Origin of the sequence: Lysinibacillus sp. UBA6686 (genome assembly GCF_002455205.1) — a bacterium.
GTDB lineage: Bacteria > Bacillota > Bacilli > Bacillales_A > Planococcaceae > Lysinibacillus > Lysinibacillus pakistanensis.
The window spans coordinates 21610-38781 of sequence record NZ_DKJS01000083.1 but is presented as its reverse complement, the minus strand read 5'-3'; the positions used below and the strand labels follow the sequence as shown (position 1 = coordinate 38781).

Genomic DNA, 17172 nt, shown 5'->3' with positions numbered 1-17172 from the left:
AAAAAATTTAGAAAATCATTGACATTAGTCATATTATGGGCATATGCTTAAATAAAGTTTCCTAAAAGAAACAATATATAATTAAGGAAATATTATTATAGAAGGGAACAAAAACTGCCCATGACTAAAAACTTAACATCACTTTCAAAATGCTCATTCGGCGATTGCTTTTTAATAAAGGAAATAAATATCGAGGGTCCCTTAAGAAGAAGATTATTAGATTTAGGCTTTGTGAAAGGAGCCGAAATCTCGGTTCTTCGCAAAAGTCCTTTAGGAGATCCGGTCGCATACCGTGTTAGTAATACGACTATTGCTTTACGTAATGATGAAAGCTCTAAGATTTTGGGCGTAATTGTGAGGGAGGAACAAAATGAGAGTAAATAAAATAGCTTTAGCAGGTAATCCGAATACAGGCAAAAGTACATTGTTTAATACATTAACAGGATTGAAACAGCATACGGGAAACTGGCCAGGAAAAACGGTTGTTCATGCTGAAGGCTTCTTTGAACACAAGGGTGAACAATATGTACTTGTGGATTTACCAGGAACCTACTCTCTATTCTCCAATTCGACAGATGAAGAAGTGGCAAGAGATTATATTATTTTTGATCAGCCTGATGCAACAATTGTCGTGCTTGATGCAACTTCTTTAGAAAGAAATTTAAATCTTGCACTACAGGTATTAGAAATGACCAACAATGTCATTATATGTATCAATTTAATAGATGAAGCAGAGAAGAAGGGTATTCGGATTGATGAAAAGAAATTGGCACGCGAGCTAGGAGTCCCTATTGTCAAAATATCAGCAAGAAATAAAAAAGGAATTGGTCAATTGTTGGATACATTGAATCAGCTCGTCAATGGGCAGATCATTACAACTCCTTATCGTATGACCTATTCAAGAGAGATTGAGGAAGCAATATCCAAAATAGAATCTAAACTTAATGGCTATTTTGATGATAAATATCCCTCAAGATGGGTTGCCCTTCGCTTACTTGACGGAGATGAGGATTTAATTGTAAAGCTGCACAATCATAACAATACTAGACAGCGAGAGGTGAGCACAAATGGAGTCCCAGTCAGTGTTAAATCATAGCTCCTTAAAGGCAATTTTAGCTGAAGTGAAGGAAGTTTCAAACGAGGACATTCGAGATGAAATCGTTAGTGATATTTATGCAAAAAGTAAATCCTTATGTAAAAAGGTCGTGTCACAACAGCATACAGCTCTGTACAGATCCGATAAATTAGATGAAATTTTCACATCTCGCATTTGGGGATTCCCGATTATGCTGCTCATGCTTGGGACTATTTTTTATATTACGATTGCTGGAGCAAATATTCCATCCGATATGCTAGCAAGCTTATTTGGCTTTCTAGAGAGTAAGCTCACATACCTTTTTGAAACAATGCACGCGCCTGAATGGCTCCATGGTGTTTTAGTGCTTGGGCTATTTAGAGGAACTGGCTGGGTGATTAGCGTGATGCTGCCACCAATGGCTATCTTCTTCCCTATCTTTGCATTACTAGAGAACTATGGCTATTTACCTCGCGTTGCATTTAACATGGACCGTTTATTTAAACGAGCAGGTGGTCATGGAAAGCAATCTTTAACAATGGCTATGGGCTTTGGCTGTAATGCGGCAGCCATTCTATCTACTAGAATTATAGAGTCACCTCGTGAACGAATGTTAGCGATTTTAACCAATAATTTTGTTCCTTGTAACGGGAGATGGCCAACGCTTATTTTATTAGCCTCGCTCTTTATGGTAACTGGATTTACAGGAGCAGCTGGTACATTTATGACGGCAGCTATTTTAATAGGATTTGTTTTGCTTGGCGTAGTTGTAACATTAACGGTATCCTGGGGACTATCTAAAACAGCTTTAAAGGGTGTTCCTACTCATTACACGCTAGAGCTGCCACCATTCCGAAGACCAAAGTTTTGGAATACAATTTTGCGAGCAAGTATCGATAAAGCATGGAATGTTTTAAAAAGAGCGGTAATCGTTGCAGCACCTGCATCTATTTTGACTTGGATCTTCGCTAATATATACATTGGCGATACAAGTATTTTAATGCACTTTGTGAACTTTTTAGATCCATTTGGTCAGGCTTTAGGCATGGATGGCTTTATTATGGCTGCCTTTATTCTGGGGCTTCCTGCTAATGAAATTGTTATTCCTATCCTCATCATGGCTTATTTATCTCAGGGGGCTATGCTTGAAATTGAGGATTTATCGAAGCTTAAGCAAGTATTTATCGACCAAGGCTGGACTTGGCTGACAGCTTTAAATATGATGCTTTTCTCTCTCCTACACTTCCCATGTGGAACTACTTTAGTGAATATTTATAAAGAAACTAAGAGTCCAAAATGGACATTTATGTCATTTTTAATTCCAACGGCTATCGCTATCGGGGTAACATGGCTAACAGCAACGATTGCTCGAGTGTTTGGCTGGGTATGATAAAGGGGGTATTCATCCCCTTTTTTCTTTTTGTTTCTACAAGTTATACCATTCTTATTTGCAATGAAAATAGTTCTCATTTATAGTGGATATAATAAGAAATTTTTTACATATCTTATTACTTAAGGAGCGTTCAAGAATTGAATTTAAACATCAATACAAATAATCTAGACTCACTCTATAACGAAATTGAATGCAGACAGTTGATCATGCCATCCAATCAAAAAACCTATAGTTTACCTATCCATAATGGCTCCGGTAATATTGAAAGACAGCTTTTAAGAGTAGGTATGGAAATGAATTGGTTTCAAGCTCAAATGAATGAGCCCCTATCTTTAAGCTGCAACGTTCGTTATCCCCATCTTGAATTGTTCTATCCACTATCTGGGGATGGGTTTTGGGCAACAAATGGAAAAGAATTTAGTTTAGCTGCCAACACCTCCAATTTTCTATTTGCTCAAAACACGAAAATATATTCAGAGCTGACGCCGAAGGAAAAAGTAGTCATGATGGAATTACGGTTAGATTTAAGATACTTCAAACAATTAATCGCAGAAAATAAACATCTTTTTGAGCAATCGTTTTTTTGTCAGCAAATATCCAATCCCTCTTACATTCATAGACTAATCGAGCAAATAAAGAATTGTCCTTATACTGGCATGCTGAAACAGCTTTATATAGAGGGGAAAGCACTTGAATTGTTAACCCTTCATTTAAACGGAATAGAGCTTGAAGAGAATAAGAAGAAAGCCGCCACGAAGCTTAATGAAATTGATATTCATGCTCTCTATCATGCAAAAGAGATTTTAAATAATTGCTGGAGAAATCCTCCCAGCATTTTAGCACTTTCGAAAAAGATTGGCTTAAATGACTACAAATTAAAATACGGGTTTAAAGAATTATTTGGTACAACGGTCTTCAGCTATGTTAGAAATTTGCGGATGCTTGAAGCACGAAATATTTTAGAACAAGGAAAAGCTAATGTCAGTGAAACAGCGCTAATGGTTGGCTATCAAAATTTAAGTCATTTCGCTACATTATTTCGTAAAACATTTGGTTATAACCCTAGTGAAATATTAAAAAATGAAAAATAGTCATCCTTAAAAACCCTCCCAATATTACCCAATAATTGAGAGGGTTTTTACATTGTACTATTTTAATGCATTATAAATATCTTCAATTCCTTTTATTTTGGCAACAGCTAATGGACCAGGTAAAGATGGATCATCTAAGTAATAAACTTGCTTATTTTTAACTGCGTTTAAACTTGACCAAACGGCGCTATGTTCCAAATCTTTTTCAACACCACCTGCAATTGGTGTTTGCCAATTATTCACAACGAAAATATGATCTGGATTTAGTTTACCTAGACCTTCTAGACTTATGGTTCCCCCTTTTTCAGCCTCTGGAACTGGCTTTAATCCTAGTCCATTATAAAAGGGTTCAAATCTTTCTATATCCCATGTGACAAAATTTTCTTTCCCCTGGTACATTGTAAACAATACAGTTTCATTACTATGCTTACTAAGTTCTTGTTTGTACCTAGCCGATTTTTCATCAAAATCTACTAGTACTTTTCTTACTTTTTCTTCAGCTCCAACAATTTCACCAATTTGCATTAATGTTTCTCTCCAATCGCCAGCTTGTGGCAAAATCACTGTTGGAGCTATTTTAGATAATTGTTCGTATTTGCCGCTCATATCCTCTGCCGCAATAATCAAATCTGGTTTAACAGCAAGTACCTTTTCAATATCTACTTCCTGACCAAGATCTATAATCGTATGATCTTTTATTAACTCATTTAAGTAAGGGAAATTTTTCTGAATAGTACCAATCCCTTGACCAGCAATTGGAAATACATCTAAAACAGCTAAATAATCTACAAAGGATATGTAGGGTGTTGCAATTCTTTCGGGCTTTTTATCAATAGTTGTACTGCCTTCTAAATGGTGAATTATTTTTGGATACTGAGTCTGTTCCACTGTAGAATTAGAAGCCCCTTTCCTATCTACTTCTGTTGTTTTCTTAGCACATCCTGTCACCATCAGTAGTAAACAGAGAAAAGCAAAAATATATTTATAATTTTTCAATCTACACATCTATTTATTCCTCCTCAATTATTGAAAATGATAATCAATATCATTATTAAGTTTATATAAAAAATTTTTTCTTTCTACCATTTCCGGGATTATTTATACTAGTAGACGGATTTTTTCGTTAAAACTGTTGTTAAAAAATCCATTTACCGTTAAAGAAAATCCTTTACTGAGTGGCAACCACCACTACCTTAATTGATAATTATTATCAAAAAGGAGGAATGGACTTGCAACCTAAAAAAGTAATTTTTTTTTCAATGATTATTTGTTATATCGGATTCGGGGTTATTATCCCAATTCTTGCACCTTTAATTCGAGAGATAGGGCTTCAGGAAAGACACGCTGGAATTGTTATTTCTATCGCTGCCTTAGTATTATTACTAGCGGCTCCTTTCTGGGGAATACAAAGTGATCGGATAGGTCGGAAAAAGGTCATGGTGATTGGATTTGTTGGTTTCTCATTTAGTTTAGCCTTTTTCGCCTTTTTAGGATGGATGGGGATGAAGGATTTATTACCAATCAATGTCGTGTTCTTCCTATTACTCAGCTCGAGGATTATGTTTGGCTTCTTTTTCCCAGCAATTTCAGCATCCTCACAGGCATTGATGGCAGATATCACTTCTGTACAAGAAAGACCAGCAGGTATGGCGATGATAGGTGCAGCTACAGGCATTGGCTTTATTATTGGCCCTGCCCTAGGAGCACTCCTATCAACAATTAATCTAATTTTCCCCGTCATTATTACAGCTATCCTTGCATTAATCGCTGTCATTTTGATAGCCATACAAATCCCTAAAACAGAGTCGACTGTAATTGCCAATAAACGCAATAAAATTAAATTAACAACTAGTGGTCTTCGTCCCTATCTATTTATTGCTACGAGTGTTATGTCAATGATTGTTATGCTTCAAGTAACATCTGGATTTTTTATACAGGATCGATTTTCATTAGATTCTAAGAAAACAGCAGTCTGGGTAGGTATTGGTATGTTTGCCGTTGGTATCATGATGGCACTTGTGCAAATGACTATTATTCAAAAACGACAGTATTCACCACGTAGGCTGGTACGTATCGGTTTGCCTATACTTCTACTTGGGTTTGTCCTATTAATCGAGTGGAATCATTTAGCTGGATTTGTTATTGCCTTTATGCTATTTGGTATTGGTGGAGGTTTTCTAATGTCAGGTTATACAGCGGGCATTTCCCTGGTAGCTGGAAAGGCAAATCAGGGAGCAGCTGGAGGTTTAACAGCAGTTGCTACTGGAATTGGTTCATTAGTTGCACCAATTGTTGGGACAGAGTTATATCGTATACATCCAGATACACCTTATTGGATTTGCATTGCAATCAGTCTCCTACTAATTATATTTGTATATTCCTCACATAAGGGCTTAGTCATTAACCATACTACAAAGAAAGAGGCAAGTGATAACAAAGCATCTCTTGTATAATTATTTCATCGTTTTCATTCAAAAAAGCTGCCATTCTAGTAATTAAAAAACTAGTAAGCAGCTTTTTTCTTTTATCATCTTTATTTTGTCGTTGTCAATCAATTTCGCCTTGGCGTAATTGTTGCTGACGCTTCGCTTTCGCTACAGATAAACAATGCGTCCGGATTTTGAATTATGCCCGCACAATTCATTCCCTTTAAAATCCGTGACATCCGCGAATAAATGTCATTGTAATTATTCAGATGAAACATCTCATGGAGTAAAGCGTATATGTAGATAGTATATAAAAGAAACTTTCAGAAAGGAGCCTTTACAATGAACAATGCTATCAATCAATCGACCTTGGATGAGCTAGTCGCTCAGGCAGTTAAAAAAAAGAATATTGTGAGTGTCGTGTTATGTGTAGAAAAAGGGGATAACTCATTTTCTCAAGTGTCTAGTGCAGGCAATATGGAGGATGATCAACCATATTTTCTTGCAAGTGTCACAAAATTATATATTACAGCAAGCATCTTGAGGCTAAGGGCAGAAAATAAGATAAATTTAGATGATAAAATCTCAAAATATCTTTCTAAAGATGTAGTAAGCCGAATTCATGTGTTTAAAGAGATTGACTATTCAAATGATATTACAATCAAACATTTGATGTCTAATACTTCAGGAATTCCAGACTATTTTACTTCTGAGATTTTTTTAGAATTAGTAAATGGCAAGGATCAATCTTGGCCTTTTGATAAAACAATTCATTCTGTGAAACAAATGAAACCAAAATTTAAGCCTGGACAAAAAGGAAAGGCACATTATTCTGATACGAATTATCAGATTTTGGGTGAAATTATTAAAACGATTACAGGAAAATCAATTCAGGAAGTATTTAAGGAATTTATTTTTGATGAATTAAATCTTAAGCATACCTATGTTTATGAGGATAGCAATGATTCAAAACCCCTGCCATTAAATTACAAATCTAAACAACTCCATATTCCTCAATACATGTCTTCTATACCTGCAGAGGGAGGTATTATCTCTACAGCTAAGGAATCAATGATTTTTGTAAGAGCATTCTTTAACGGTAAACTTTTTCCGAAAAGTGATTTTAATGAATTATTAAATAGCTTTAATTTCCTCTTTGTTCCTGGACAATTTTATTATGGAATAGGCATAGCAAAACAGCCGATCTCTCTTTATTCCTTTAAAGATGGATTAATCGGTCATTGGGGACAATCTGGGGCATTTGCGTTTTATTTACCGAAAAAGGATCTTTATTTTACAGGAACGGTTAATCAAATTGTAGGTCATAATGTAGCCGCCCGGTTAATCACAAAAGTCAGTAAACATTTTTAATTAGCCTACTAAGGCTTCTAGCATGTGGATCATCCAAATTGAAAAAAGCAGACTCGTTTTTGGGTCTGCTTTTCATTTTTGTGTTAAAAGGACATGTTGATGAATTTTATTCGTCATCAAGTAAATATTGCTTCCATTCATTATTATCCTGCTCATTCTATTAAAATCTGAAGACTAGGAATCTCATCATAGTCATTTATTTGTTTATGCATTAACTTTTTACTTTTTGCAACTACACAAATGACAAAATAAGGATCTCGGTTAAAGCCTAATCCCCATTCGTGATGAGAGGATGGGTTAAACCATTGTAATTTTTTTAATACGAAGATACCACCTATTCATATGATATGCAAAATACTTCCCTGTTTTATAAAAAAAGGAAGTAGCATTTTCTTACTTTTTACTTGTAAGCCATTTGGTTAATTCTTCAACCTGAGCAAGGACAGCAGTTGGATCGTAATACCAAGAACGTTCCTCAGGCCAGATGTAAAGGTGATCATTTTTTACTGCTGGTAGGCTACTCCAAATTGGATCTTTCTTGAAATCCTCAAGCGTCCGAGTATCGGCAGTCAAAATAATATAGTCACCTGCGTATTCTGTTAGCATCTCCTCTGAAATCTCTGTCCACTGCTTTTCCATAATTTCATCGGCAAATTTTGGAGGTGGCTTTCGTCCGAGTGCCTGATAAACTGGCTGTCCACCACGACCAAAGTTATCGCCATAAACATACAGTTTTTTGCCCGCATCTTCAATTATTGAAAAGCTTGCATCTGCTGATATTATCGCATCTACCTGTGCTTTAGCATCAGCAATTTTTTGATCATACTGCGCTAACCATTCCTTTGCTTCCTGCTCCTTGCCTAGTAATTGACCAAAGTATGTAAGTTCTTCATGTGCATCTTTTAATTCACCATAAGGAATCACAACGGTTGGAGCAATTTTACTTAACGCCTCATAATTATCTCCATTGCCTGTAATGATTAAATCTGGTTTTAAGCCTATAATTTTTTCTGTGGATGGCTTCCCATAGGTGCCAATGCTCGTAACCCCTTTTAAAGCATCCTTTAAATAATAATTTTCAAGTGTTAATCCAGGTGCACCAATAGGCTTTACATTTAACACGATTAAAGTAGCAATATATTCTTCAGCAACGATACGCTTAGGGTTTATGGGAATTTCAATTTCTCCATTCATAGTTTGTACCTTTTTTGTATCTGCTGATTCACTCTCTTTAGTGGCTGGGGTTGTCGTATTTCCACAAGCCGTTAATAGAAGCAGTAATCCAACAAAAAGTGAAGCAATGATTTTTCTTCTTTGTAAAAGCAATATTATCCCTCCATACAACGTAAATGATAACTATTCTCATTTATTGTAGAAGAGTATACTATAAATGTCCATGCATGAAAGTGATCTATCGCCATGTACTTTTATGATGTCAATACTCTCATCAATTCTTTCAGCTGAGCGGCTGTTGACAATGGGTCATATCCATAAAATAACTCATACTGATTGATAAAATACACTTGTTTCCTGCGTACAGCCTCCATAGACCGCCATTGTTCTGAGTGTAGCAACTGCATAAGACGTTTTTTCTCAAAGTCTTGCTTAGGAGTAGCCGTGATAAAAATATGATCTGCTGGAAAATAAACAAGCTCTTCTATTTCTGCTGGAAAAAAACCAGATTTCTTAATACTTTGTCCAACAATCGAATTCGGTCGACTAAATCCTAAATCATCATATAATATTTGACTCCCCCTACCATAGCTACTATCTAGACAATAGGCTGCATGGCTACCTATCTCCCAGACAATTGCAGTACCTCTTTGACCAATCCGTCGATCAAGGATATGATTATAGTCCGCTAACTGTTCATTATATTGATAAAGCCATTCTTCAACTAAATCCTGTTTATCAACAATGCTTGCGATAAGGCGAAATTGTTCTCGCCAGCTAAACTGCATACACGGAAGCTCGAATACAGGTGCCAACGAAAGTAATGCTTTTCTCTCTCTTTCACCAGTATAGTTAATAATGACGTCTGGACATGCTGCTATAATTTCTGCATAAATTGTGGCAGCATCATACTCATAGCCTTTTAGCTTATGTACAGGAGGAACAGGCTTTAAGCTCTCAATATACGGTGAAAATACACCTAATTCAGGCATAATCCCAAGAGCTAATAAACATGCTGTATGATTTGTGTTCAGGGCAACAACACGTTTCGATTTTTGATTGTAAACTGAAGGCGATACACCAACGAGCTGTTTAAATTTCCTACTTAAATAGGTACCTTCTCGATAGCCAACATCTCGCGCAAGGTCATCCAATTTTGGCATTTCAATCAATAGCTTTTTTTGGGATTCACGGACTCTTAGTAAAGTTAAGTATTTAGTAAATGGATAACCGGTATGCTTAAGAAATGTGCGCGAAAAATGTTCTGGACTCACCTGAGCCTTTTTCGCCATTTGTTCACGCGTCAATTCTTCCTGAAAATGTAAATGAATATATGCTAGTGCTATTTCAATCCATGATTCTTCTTTTTGCTGTATAGATTCATTTAATTCGGTATAAATCGTCTCTAACAAGTCAGCGAATAATTTCTGTAGGCGGAATGGGTGCGTTTTTTTAATAGCCTTTTCTTCCTTCTCTATTTCCAATGCCAGACTCATAATCTTATAGGAACAATCTTGAATCATGGAGATTTCTTGAAATAAGTTGGATTCTCTTACTCCAAACGGGCGATACTCGATGACTATTCCATTCACATTGCTATTATTGGGAATATGAAAATTACTGATATGATCCCAAAACATTATGGTTCTAGCGTGAAGCTCAATTTGCTGATTTTGAAGAGTATAGCTAACACTACCATCATAAACGATGATGATACATGGTAATGGAGATGAATGTTTATAGGTATCTAGCATATCTTCTAAATGAATTATTTGTATAGGCTGATAAAAAATATGGGAAAGTAGGCTATTTGCTATAGACATCTTTTTCTATCCTCCTAAAACGTCAAATCGATATTGATTATCATTTTCATTATAATGAAGTAGAATTTAAAAAAGCAAACTAGTTAGGCATCTTTATGAATTATGTTTAATCCCTTTCTAAAGAATTAATAATATTCAATAGTATCATCTCAGCTCCTCCTTTTTAAAAACAGAGAAAAGCATTAGTTTGCATTTTATAAGACTGGGAAATCTCATCCTACAACAATCGAAACTAGCGAATATCTTTCACCCAAAAGTCACTCTTCTCCCATTATTTTTAGCTGATCTTCTACGTTTTTCATAGATTGTTCCTCTCGGTAAAAGGCTGAGAAAAGTTCTTTAATACCTCACTAGGATTTATTCCATACTTCCCCTTAAACACTTCAGCAAAATGGCTTGGATTGGAATAGCCCACTGCATTGGCAACCTCTGTTACATTCATTGAGCCATTTTGTAGTAAATAACTAGCCTTCTCTAAGCGTTTCTCACGTAAATAGCCAAACACTGTTGTGCCAAACATTTCTTTAAAGCCCTTTTTTAATTTAAAATCATTTAATCCGATTAAACGCGACAATTCCATTAAGGATGGTGGATTCATCATATTTTCAATTATAATAGCATGTGCTTGACGTATCTTTTCCCTATCACTATATGAGAATTCCGTTTGATTAATAGGGTGGCTGAGAAAAGTTTGAAATGTTCTCATTATCAGTTGTAAAACTGTATATTCAAGCTCTAAATTTGTCATTTTTTTAGCAGCAATAGCATGCAACATTTGTTTTAAAATAAGCGTATCAATAGCATCAATTTTTTCCTGAAACAGGCGATAGGAGGTCCCTTTAATGACTTTATGAAAATTTAAAGAATTCTCACCGATACCATCTATCTTATCCATATAATGATTAAAGGTTGAAACTGGAATACCAATACCAACCATTTGATAGGATTCATTTTTTTTGAATAAAAAACTTGCCTCTACTTGTTCAATAAATTGTAATGAGCATGTTCCTGCAGTTATTTCATAGGCACAACCCGAAACCTGAACTTCCCTTGTTCCTTGTAGACAGAAGCTAATTTCTACCATAGGCTTGGCTGTAAGCATATCCATTCGATGCTCTTTGTAAAATGAATAATCAGAAACGACCACTTCCAAATCCTGACGAGGGCTAAGTCGATGAATAGCTCCATCTTTTACACTTGACTGAAAAGCCATGTAATCTTGTGGTATTTCCTGCAGATTCAGTATTTCGAATGCATGATAAAAATGATTAAAATTTTGATGAAAGTCAACTTTCATTGAGGTTGTCACCATCCTTCAGTTCTTTATTGAGAATGATTATCAATATTTAACCAAAGTATAGCAAACAGATTGACTTTTAGCTATCAATTATGTCCTAGCGTAAATACGTGAAATCCACTGGGTGCTTTAGCGTTCCTGTATATTTTCACCCTTAAGAACAGTTGTCAAAAGTAGTGTGAAAAGGAAAACGACTGCACCAAAGCCATAAGCCATTTTAAAACCTCCTGCATACTCGATTAGCCAACCAGCAATTCCCGGTCCCATCATTTGACCAACCGCATAGAAAATGGAAATAAAACCTATGGCAGATGCTACATACGAAGGTGACACCTGTTGGCTAGCCTTCATTTGAATCAAAACAAGAACTCCGCCAAGTGAAGAGCCCCATATGATGGAGGATAAGATAAACCCTCCTGTATTTTCTAGCATAATAGGCAGGAGATCTCCTATAACAGAAAACAGCAATGCTGCTATTAAAGATTTTTTTACACCGATTTTATCAGCCAACATTCCCCAAAATGGAGCTCCTCCAATAGAAACGATGCCTGCCATTGCATAAATAGAGCCTGCTGTAGCAGTTGAGATGCCAAGCTCCTTCATATAGCTTGTCTGATATAAATTAGGGATAAGATAGACCAGTCCAACAGCGAAATACATACCTGCAATCATATACAACTCCTTACTTCGCCAAGCAACGTTACTATCTCCAGCAGTAGCCTTTTCAGCTGTAGCCTGAGGTTGTTTTATCACCCAAAACGCTAACAACACTACTGCAATGGTCATGATTGCGAATATTAACCAGGCACCCCTCCAACCTAGCTCTGGAAATTGCTGTAGCATAAATGGCACGAGTAAGCCTGAAAATAGCATCCCAATACCAGCTCCGCTCATTAACAGTCCCATCACAGTGCCTCGNNGCTCTTCCGATCTGTGCCTCGTTTCTTTGGATACAGGCTAACAGCTATCGATAGTAGAGGTGTATAAACGAATGCACTTCCAGCCCCTGCTAAGAACAAAGTGATAGCCGACCACCAAAAGCCTGTGACAAATACTAGACCACCCAAGCCTAAAATAACAAGGCATCCTCCAACGAGCAGAACATTTTTTGCACCAATGCGCATTGATAGCATTCCCGAAAGACCTACTGTTAGCAAATAACCTAGAAAGAGCATTGTTCCAAGTAGCCCGGATTGTGTTGTTGACAGTGATAGCCCTTGCTGCATAAAGGGTAAGATAATACCATAGGCCATACGTGCAAACCCTGTCGTTGTGACAATCAATAACATGCCAGTTGTAACAAACAGCCAAAAATTTCTCATTTCCCTTCATCCTCTCTTCTTTGATAATTATTATCATTTAAAAACATGGTTAGTTTAATCTTTTTAAATATCGTTCTCCACCAATTGGCGGATATTTTAACGGTTACACGGATTTTACTTCCTAAACCTACATGATCATCAATTAAATTTTGGATAAAAATTAATGGAGCTTCTTTCATTTCTCCATTGTGAAAGTTAACTTGCTCCATTATGCTAACTTATGTCGATAATGATTCTCATTATCTATTAAATACTATTTCGGAGGACTAGGTATGAAAACGTTTAATAAATATATGCTCCTTTGTAGCGTATTGCTAACTTTAGGATTAGTACTTGCTGCTTGTAGCTCCAAAAATGAAACAGCAAAAAAAGAGGAAGAACAACCGGCTGAAAGCAATGTACGTGTTTATAAAGATTATTTAAATCATGAGGTGGAAATCCCACTAGAACCAAAGCGAGTGATTTATCATGGCGAGGGCTATGGTGATATTATCGCATTAGATGCGCAAACAGTAGGTGCAGGTTTCTCCTGGATTACTGATTATGCATGGGAGAAAGAAGTACATAATGTAGAGGATGTCGGTTTCCCAATCAATATTGAGAAAACTCTTGAGCTGAAACCAGACCTTATTATTGTTGCGACTTCAGATGAAAAGATCTATGAACAGCTATCTAAAGTGGCACCAACCATTGTAATCGATACCTTTGCACCTTTAGAGCAGCGTTTAACAGAACTTGGAGATATATTAAACAAGAAGGAAGAGGCAGAAAAATGGCTCAGCAATTATAAAGCGAAGGCAGATACAATGTGGAAATCCTTAGTTGGCGAAGGAGTTTTAAAAGAAAATGAAACGGCATCTGTTTTAACCTACTATCCTGGGGATCGACTGTTTGTGATGGCACGTGCAGGTCTTTCACAGGTTCTTTACGACTCCAATGTCTTAAAGCCTGGCGACAACATACAACAAATCCTAGATGAAGGGACAGGATTTGCTGAAATCTCCACAGAGCTTCTTCCTGAGTATGCAGGAGATCGAATTTTCATCCTTACGCCAGTACCTGATGAAGCGAAACAGTCTACAAAGGAAATGATGGAAAGTCCCATTTGGAAGGGGCTCCCTGCTGTAAAAAATGGGCATGTTTACACAATTGACATTCGAAAAGCTGATAGTGATGCCTCAACTAGAGAATGGCTGCTAACTGAACTACCAAATATGCTAAAAAAATAAATAAAAGCAAGAGACATTTCATCTTTGTTGAAATGTCTCTTTACTTTTTATACAATATAGTTAATTGATAATGATTTTCATTTAGAAAGGAAGTCACTAATGGAAGATAAAAATTCAACTTCTTTTACCAAAGACTTACTTTTTCATTTAGAAGCTATTGACTGTATTACACAGAGCTATCCATTTATTTCAACCTCTCATCATATGATGATTCTTTTTACGGATGGTTGTGGAACGTTAACAATTGATGATATTCCCTATCTTGTGATGAAGGGAAAAATTTTCCTTGTACAGCCACATTCAATGATTGATTTATCGGGTATAACTAAAGATTTTCGTTTCTATAAAATTTCCTTTTCAGCTTTTCAGTTAGTACAAGGCCCCTCTCCTTATATAGAACCCATTTTTTCTGAGCAAGTGGAATATACGTTATACCCGGCTACCCGCTTTACTCGACTAACAGAGGATTTGTATGCTATGAAGCCTCATTCGGATTATCTTAAACAACAAGTGATCTTGTATGAATTATTACATTTATTATTTGAGCATCAGCTTCATATGGATTACCAAGTAAATATTACCAAGGCTGTTGAACAAACAATTGACTATATACATAAGTATTATCAGCAGTCTTTACCAGTAAAAAAACTCGCTGATTTAGCCCATATCGCCCTATGGCAATACAGTGCAATCTTCCAAACCTTAACTGGGAAAAGGCCATTGGATTATATAACAGATTTACGCCTAAAAAAAGCAAAGGAATTACTCCTACAAACAAATGAACCTTTAAAAGATATTGCTCAGCAGGTTGGATTTGATGATGAATATTATTTTAATCGCCGCTTTCGACAGATCGTTGGCATTCCGCCTAAGCAGTTCGCTCGTCAATATAAGCAAAGGACTATTGTTAAAGATTGGACAGGGCATGAAGTAGAAATTCCTGCCACACCTGATCGAATTATTTATCATGGAGAAACATTTGGAGATATGTTGATTTTTAATGTACAGCCAATAGGTGGTGACAAAAAATCGATTAGCAAATCATTTTATAAAAACCACGTACCTAATGTGCAAGATGTGGCATTTCCAATTAACATTGAAAAATCTTCAAAGCTGAATCCAGATTTAATTATTTTTACAAGTAATGACGAGCAGCAATATCAGTCTTTATCATCTATTGCTCCAACCATTACACTCAATTCCTGGGATTCCTTAGATGAACGAATTCTTCTACTAGGGCAGTGGCTTGGCCAACAACAACGGGCAGAAGATTGGCTAACACATTTTAGACTACAAGAAAATACAATGTGGCAGCAGCTACAAAAAGATGTAAAGCCTGATGAAACGGCTACTGTTTTTACTTTTGATCATGGTAAACGGCTATTTGTTATGGGCTGTACAGGTCTATCCCCTGCGCTTTTTCATCCATGTGGATTTCAGCCTCATAGACAAGTAAAAAAATTACTACAAGCCGGGAAAGGCTATAAGGAAATACCAATTGATCACTTACCTCAGTACGCTGGTGATCGAATCTTTATGCTATTATCTGACAAGCCTGAATCGCAAATAGCAACTATGGAATTGCTCAAAAGTGATAGTTGGAAAGAACTTTCTGCTGTTCAAAATAACCACGCTTATTTGATTGACGCAACAAAATGGAATTACAACGATGCCTTTACAAGAGAGAAATTACTGGGTGCATTACCGAAGCTATTGGTTAATGTAAAATAATTTTCACACTAACATATAAGAGGTGACTTGTTAACATGAAAACCGAAAGTGCTACAGATACGATGACAACTCAAATATCATTAAAGGATATCCGAAATTATATTGCAAAACACCATCATCAGCCTCTAACGATTGATCATTTAGCTTTCATATCTGGTCTCAGTTCCAGCTATTTTGGGGAGGCATTTAAAAAGGAATTCGGGCAAAGTGCTACTGATTATTTAACAGAGTTACGCATTGGACATGCCAAACAATTACTTCGCGATACTGACTTATTGTTACGTGATATTGCTAGTAAGGTTGGCTACAGTGACGAGTTTTATTTCAGTCGAAAATTTAAAAAAGAGGTTGGAGTTTCACCATCCTCTTATAGCAAAATAGCCCGTCAGCGTATCTCCACTTTTTCTGTGTCCACTACTGGGAATTTATTAGCACTAGGAATAATACCTGTCGCTGCACCACTCAATGCTAAATGGAGTCCATATTATTACAACCATTACCAGGATAAAATTCATGTGCCTTTAAATATATTTGATGCGGAATCGGAGGATAACTTTAGAAAATTAGCATCTGCAAAGCCAGATATTCATATTTTTCAGGAGGAACCATCACTTTCAATGCTACATTGGCTTGAATCAATTGGCGTCAAACATGTGACGATTAAAGCAAAGGATTGGAAAACTCAATTAACAGAAATAGCTGACGCCATCAACAAACAGAGCGCTTGTAAACATTTCATTCAAACGTACGAGCAAAAAGCATTACAGGCAAAGCTAGAGATCAAACGAGCGGTTGGAAAGGATACTTTCGCTGTACTCCGATTATGTGGAGATCAATTATTTTTATATTGTAATAAAGGAATTCAGAATGTTCTTTTTACAGATTTGCAGCTTCATCCTATTGATGCTCAACAAGAAACATGTAACGAGCTTATCACTCTTGAACAGCTTTTAGACATAAATCCAGATCGTTTGCTATTCATCATTTGCCCCGATACGGCCACTCGAAATTATTGGCTCGCTTTACAATACCTTGATAGTTGGAAAGAGTTACAGGCTATAAAAAACGGACATGTGTATATTTTGCCATCGAATCCTTGGTTTGAGTACTCTGCTATTGCCATTAATCGAATGTTAGATGAAACATTGTTAATGTTAACCGGAAAAAATCCAAATCCCTTTCCTGTTCCAGTCCATGGCTTCCTTTCTAACACTGAATTATAATTCCATTTGAGAATCATT

14 protein-coding genes and 1 pseudogene are annotated in these 17172 nt (G+C 36.3%); 9 read left to right on the top strand and 6 right to left on the bottom strand.

The genetic code is table 11. The annotated features are described in order from the left end of the window. Positions 1-120: 120 nt before the first annotated feature. The 4 genes from B2R82_RS22565 (at position 121) to B2R82_RS22550 (ending at position 3559) form a co-directional block, all read left to right on the top strand. The gene (locus B2R82_RS22565) at positions 121-384 is read left to right on the top strand and encodes a FeoA family protein (protein WP_286927199.1); all 264 of its coding nucleotides are present in this window, start codon (positions 121-123) and stop codon (positions 382-384) included. After that, the gene (locus B2R82_RS22560; protein WP_286927198.1) at positions 371-1096 is read left to right on the top strand and encodes a FeoB small GTPase domain-containing protein; all 726 of its coding nucleotides are present in this window, start codon (positions 371-373) and stop codon (positions 1094-1096) included. The genes B2R82_RS22565 and B2R82_RS22560 overlap by 14 nt, the downstream gene beginning before the upstream one ends. After that, positions 1068-2465: a nucleoside recognition domain-containing protein gene (locus B2R82_RS22555; RefSeq protein ID WP_286927197.1), complete on the top strand. Its 1398-nt coding sequence runs from the start codon at positions 1068-1070 to the stop codon at positions 2463-2465. Before B2R82_RS22560 ends, B2R82_RS22555 begins: the two co-directional genes overlap by 29 nt. Before the next feature lie 140 nt (positions 2466-2605). Continuing rightward, a complete protein-coding gene (locus B2R82_RS22550; protein ID WP_286927196.1) occupies positions 2606-3559 on the top strand; it encodes a helix-turn-helix transcriptional regulator in 954 nt (317 codons plus the stop codon). A gap of 57 nt (positions 3560-3616) precedes the next feature. Here B2R82_RS22550 and B2R82_RS22545 read toward each other — a convergent pair whose 3' ends face one another. Continuing rightward, entirely contained in the window at positions 3617-4564 is a 948-nt protein-coding gene (locus B2R82_RS22545) for an ABC transporter substrate-binding protein (RefSeq protein ID WP_286927194.1), read from the bottom strand. A 224-nt stretch (positions 4565-4788) separates the two neighbouring features. On the opposite strand from B2R82_RS22545, the gene B2R82_RS22540 reads away from it, so the two are divergent. Further along, positions 4789-6012 (top strand): MFS transporter, encoded by a 1224-nt coding sequence (locus B2R82_RS22540; RefSeq protein ID WP_286927192.1) that lies wholly within the window; start codon positions 4789-4791, stop codon positions 6010-6012. A gap of 315 nt (positions 6013-6327) precedes the next feature. Continuing rightward, entirely contained in the window at positions 6328-7356 is a 1029-nt protein-coding gene (locus B2R82_RS22535) for a serine hydrolase domain-containing protein (protein WP_286927190.1), read from the top strand. A gap of 393 nt (positions 7357-7749) precedes the next feature. Here the strand turns inward: B2R82_RS22535 and B2R82_RS22530 are convergent, their stop codons facing one another. The 5 genes and pseudogenes from B2R82_RS22530 to B2R82_RS22505 all read right to left on the bottom strand — a co-directional run bounded on the left by B2R82_RS22530 (position 7750) and on the right by B2R82_RS22505 (position 13180). Beyond that, the gene (locus B2R82_RS22530) at positions 7750-8682 is read right to left on the bottom strand and encodes an ABC transporter substrate-binding protein (RefSeq protein ID WP_286927189.1); all 933 of its coding nucleotides are present in this window, start codon (positions 8680-8682) and stop codon (positions 7750-7752) included. Between the two features lie 101 nt (positions 8683-8783). Further along, positions 8784-10352 carry an AraC family transcriptional regulator gene (locus tag B2R82_RS22525; RefSeq protein WP_286927186.1) on the bottom strand — a complete coding sequence of 523 codons (1569 nt, stop codon included), beginning with the start codon at positions 10350-10352 and terminating at the stop codon, positions 8784-8786. A 298-nt stretch (positions 10353-10650) separates the two neighbouring features. Then, positions 10651-11649 (bottom strand): AraC family transcriptional regulator, encoded by a 999-nt coding sequence (locus B2R82_RS22520; protein WP_286927184.1) that lies wholly within the window; start codon positions 11647-11649, stop codon positions 10651-10653. 129 nt (positions 11650-11778) lie between these two features. Then, a pseudogene (locus B2R82_RS24060) lies at positions 11779-12971 on the bottom strand (MFS transporter). After that, positions 12968-13180, bottom strand: coding sequence for a hypothetical protein (locus tag B2R82_RS22505; RefSeq protein WP_286927181.1), 213 nt, complete (start codon positions 13178-13180; stop codon positions 12968-12970). The pseudogene B2R82_RS24060 and the gene B2R82_RS22505 overlap by 4 nt, the downstream one beginning before the upstream one ends. A 63-nt stretch (positions 13181-13243) precedes the next feature. On the opposite strand from B2R82_RS22505, the gene B2R82_RS22500 reads away from it, so the two are divergent. The 3 genes from B2R82_RS22500 to B2R82_RS22490 all read left to right on the top strand — a co-directional run bounded on the left by B2R82_RS22500 (position 13244) and on the right by B2R82_RS22490 (position 17154). Then, positions 13244-14200 carry an ABC transporter substrate-binding protein gene (locus B2R82_RS22500; RefSeq protein WP_286927180.1) on the top strand — a complete coding sequence of 319 codons (957 nt, stop codon included), beginning with the start codon at positions 13244-13246 and terminating at the stop codon, positions 14198-14200. 99 nt (positions 14201-14299) lie between these two features. After that, positions 14300-15931, top strand: coding sequence for an AraC family transcriptional regulator (locus B2R82_RS22495; RefSeq protein ID WP_286927179.1), 1632 nt, complete (start codon positions 14300-14302; stop codon positions 15929-15931). 35 nt (positions 15932-15966) lie between these two features. Then, positions 15967-17154 (top strand): helix-turn-helix domain-containing protein, encoded by a 1188-nt coding sequence (locus B2R82_RS22490; protein ID WP_286927178.1) that lies wholly within the window; start codon positions 15967-15969, stop codon positions 17152-17154. Positions 17155-17172 lie beyond the last annotated feature (18 nt).

Excerpts from the sequence above, each read along its gene's own strand:
- B2R82_RS22505 (WP_286927181.1), bottom strand. The coding sequence starts at position 13,180 with ATGGAGCAAGTTAACTTTCACAATGGAGAAATGAAAGAAGCTCCATTA.
- B2R82_RS22520 (WP_286927184.1), bottom strand. The coding sequence starts at position 11,649 with ATGAAAGTTGACTTTCATCAAAATTTTAATCATTTTTATCATGCATTC.
- B2R82_RS22495 (WP_286927179.1), top strand. The coding sequence starts at position 14,300 with ATGGAAGATAAAAATTCAACTTCTTTTACCAAAGACTTACTTTTTCAT.
- B2R82_RS22535 (WP_286927190.1), top strand. The coding sequence starts at position 6,328 with ATGAACAATGCTATCAATCAATCGACCTTGGATGAGCTAGTCGCTCAG.
- B2R82_RS22555 (WP_286927197.1), top strand. The coding sequence starts at position 1,068 with ATGGAGTCCCAGTCAGTGTTAAATCATAGCTCCTTAAAGGCAATTTTA.
- B2R82_RS22525 (WP_286927186.1), bottom strand. The coding sequence starts at position 10,352 with ATGTCTATAGCAAATAGCCTACTTTCCCATATTTTTTATCAGCCTATA.
- B2R82_RS22490 (WP_286927178.1), top strand. The coding sequence starts at position 15,967 with ATGAAAACCGAAAGTGCTACAGATACGATGACAACTCAAATATCATTA.
- B2R82_RS22565 (WP_286927199.1), top strand. The coding sequence starts at position 121 with ATGACTAAAAACTTAACATCACTTTCAAAATGCTCATTCGGCGATTGC.
- B2R82_RS22500 (WP_286927180.1), top strand. The coding sequence starts at position 13,244 with ATGAAAACGTTTAATAAATATATGCTCCTTTGTAGCGTATTGCTAACT.
- B2R82_RS22545 (WP_286927194.1), bottom strand. The coding sequence starts at position 4,564 with ATGTGTAGATTGAAAAATTATAAATATATTTTTGCTTTTCTCTGTTTA.
- B2R82_RS22560 (WP_286927198.1), top strand. The coding sequence starts at position 371 with ATGAGAGTAAATAAAATAGCTTTAGCAGGTAATCCGAATACAGGCAAA.